The 2,426-nt window shown below is 69.5% G+C and carries 4 protein-coding genes; 1 reads left to right on the top strand and 3 read right to left on the bottom strand.

The window, feature by feature from the left end; all coding sequences use genetic code 11:
- On the top strand, positions 1-439 hold a 439-nt coding region (locus tag LCE31_RS38860), incomplete at its 5' end, for a tetratricopeptide repeat protein (RefSeq protein WP_225022946.1).
- On the opposite strand, the gene LCE31_RS38865 is transcribed toward LCE31_RS38860, so the two are convergent.
- The 3 genes from LCE31_RS38865 to LCE31_RS38875 all read right to left on the bottom strand — a co-directional run bounded on the left by LCE31_RS38865 (position 400) and on the right by LCE31_RS38875 (position 2,181).
- Positions 400-573: a hypothetical protein gene (locus LCE31_RS38865; protein WP_225022947.1), complete on the bottom strand. Its 174-nt coding sequence runs from the start codon at positions 571-573 to the stop codon at positions 400-402. The genes LCE31_RS38860 and LCE31_RS38865 overlap by 40 nt on opposite strands.
- A 66-nt stretch (positions 574-639) precedes the next feature.
- Positions 640-1,308 carry a hypothetical protein gene (locus LCE31_RS38870; protein WP_225022948.1) on the bottom strand — a complete coding sequence of 223 codons (669 nt, stop codon included), beginning with the start codon at positions 1,306-1,308 and terminating at the stop codon, positions 640-642.
- Between the two features lie 327 nt (positions 1,309-1,635).
- The gene (locus tag LCE31_RS38875; protein WP_225022949.1) at positions 1,636-2,181 is read right to left on the bottom strand and encodes an AAA family ATPase; all 546 of its coding nucleotides are present in this window, start codon (positions 2,179-2,181) and stop codon (positions 1,636-1,638) included.
- Positions 2,182-2,426: the final 245 nt, after the last annotated feature.

Consider the following 2,426-nt stretch of genomic DNA (forward strand, 5'->3'; position numbering starts at 1 on the left):
CGAAGGCCAGGCACTGAACAACCTCGGCCTCGCCCTGCAGGAGGTGCGCAGGTTCGAAGACGCCATCAACGCCCACACCGCCGCGGCCGGCATCTGCCGGGAGACCGGCGACCGCCACCGCGAAGGCCAGGCACTGGGCAACCTCGGCCTCGCCCTGCAGGAGGTGCGCAGGTTCGAAGACGCCATCGACGCCCACACCCGGGACCTGGCCATCTGCCGGGAGACCGGCGACCGCCACCGCGAAGGCCAGGCACTGAACAACCTCGGCCTCGCCCTGCAGGAGGTGCGCAGGTTCGAAGACGCCATCAACGCCCACACCACCGCCGCCGGCATCTTCCAACAGACCGGCGACCGCCACCGCGAAGGCCAGGCACTGAACAATGCCGCGGTCGCGCACAATCAGCGGTGGCTGCTGGTACAGCCGCCCGCCGCACGGTGACGAGCAACACCGCACAACTCCAGTTCGGCCAGCTCCTGCTCCGCAGGGTCCGGCACCCACCGCCCGGCCCGGTACTCCTCCAGCAGAACCGCCGCGTCCCGGCGCAGCGCCTCAGCCACCACAGATGTCGTCACGCCCCTCCAACGACCTCACGGCTGGGCCGGGTACGGACGAAGCGCGTGCGGCCGGGCCGGGGCGGGTCACATCCCGAACGACGACTCGACTCCGTCCGTTGGTCCGGTCGCGCGGGTGAGGAACGCCGTGAGGTTGGCTGCGGCCGCGGTGTCGGCGGCGGCGAGCCGGCCGGCGAACGCCAGTTGCCCGGCGTCCGTCTCCGGGACCAGGCGGGCGAGTTCGGCGAGCAGCGCGGCGTGGGTGAGCAGTGGCTGCGGCAGCAGTCCGACGGCGGCCTCGCGGGCGGCCGGGTCGGCGTAGTGCCCGGTGTGGGTGGCCAGGGCGTGCGCGAGCCAGCCGTCGACATCCGGTTGGATGTACCAGTCGGCGCGGCGGCTGAGTTCGTCGCGGACGGCTTCGTCCCCGGTGCGGGGGATGGCTTGCGTCAGCGTGCCCAGCTCGCGCAGCGCCTGGAGCTCATCGGCGCGGGCCGCAACCCGTGCGGCCTCGCGCAGCTCGGCTTCCCGGGCGGCGGCAGCCGCGGCTTCGGCCGCGAGTTCCGCTCGAACGACGTCATCGACGTCCGGGTCGTAGACGGTGCCCGGCGCCGCGTCGGCGAGCAGCTGCTCGATGCGCTCCCACTCCGCGAGCTCCGCGCGGCCGCGGACGTCGTCCGCCAGGTCCTCGTGCCGGGACGCCTGCCGTACCTCGAACCGGGCGTCCTCGAAGGCCGCCGCGACGGCGTCGGCGTCCATCCCCTTCGCCCGCCGCCGTACGACCCGATGCGGGCCGAGTCGACCGGCTCCCGGGGCGCGGCGACGCGCGGGGCGAGCGAGCGGACGGCGCGCAGTGCGCCGGGGCGGCCGGGGCGGCTCATCATCGGCCTCGTATTCGTGGTGCGGATTCGAAAGCGGGCCGCCGCCAGAGCGCTGTACGACGACCCACCAGATTATTTGAGCCGAAGCTCAGAAGTTGTCACCGGCGAAGTCGGTTGAGCTGGCGGGTTGAGCTGCGCAAGGCAAACTGGTTGTCACCACCGAGGCATTCGACTTGTCACAAGTCCTTGTTCGGCAGGCCTTCTGTCACGGAGAAACGATGGTCGTCCATCCGGTCGCAGCCACTACCTCCCGCGCGATGTCGACGATGGGCCGCCCGTCTGTTGCTACTCGCACGGTGTCATCAGGAGTCCGCTGATCCAGGAGCCGTGCCTTGCGGATACTTTCTTCCAGCTCCTGTTCCAGCTCTGAGCCGCGCTCCCGGCCCACCAGCCGCTCGCGGGCGGTGGCGTCCGAGGCGGTAAGCAGGACTCGTGTGATCCGTACTCCGCCCCCCATGGCACGCTCAAACATGCCTGTCGCCTCCGGCAACACGCTCAAGGTGTTCGTGTAGATGAGGCGTCGGTATCCGCGCTGTGTGAAGTTCGCCCACACGGCAGTCAGGTTGCTCTCGGTGATCTGCGCACGGTGCGGGTCTCCGTCTGGTGCAGGATGCACCTGCCCCATGAAGTCACCGTCGATGATCGCGTGAGCGACTGCCGCAGAGCGCAGCAGCGCCGAGACTTCCCATCCCACCGTCGTCTTGCCGACACCGGCTCGTCCTCCGATAAGCAGTACTTCTGCGTGATCCATGCGGGCAGCCTGCCAGCGGATGGCCAGTCGCAGCGATTCAATATCGCCGCGACCGCCACAAACGAGGCGTCCGTCTTGTCACAGGCGCTCGGGCCTTCCCTCAAGGCCGGGAAGTTAGCGTTTTCGCAGGTCACGCAAGCGCGTTGAGGGGTCGAGGACAAAGCGCAACGGAGCTCGTTGGTACAGGCAGTCGACCAAGACAGCTTGTACCTGAGGAGCTCCGTTGCTGTTGCATTCTGTCCTGC

Origin of the sequence: Streptomyces sp. 8L, from assembly GCF_020176795.1 — a bacterium.
In the GTDB taxonomy this organism is placed as follows: domain Bacteria; phylum Actinomycetota; class Actinomycetes; order Streptomycetales; family Streptomycetaceae; genus Streptomyces.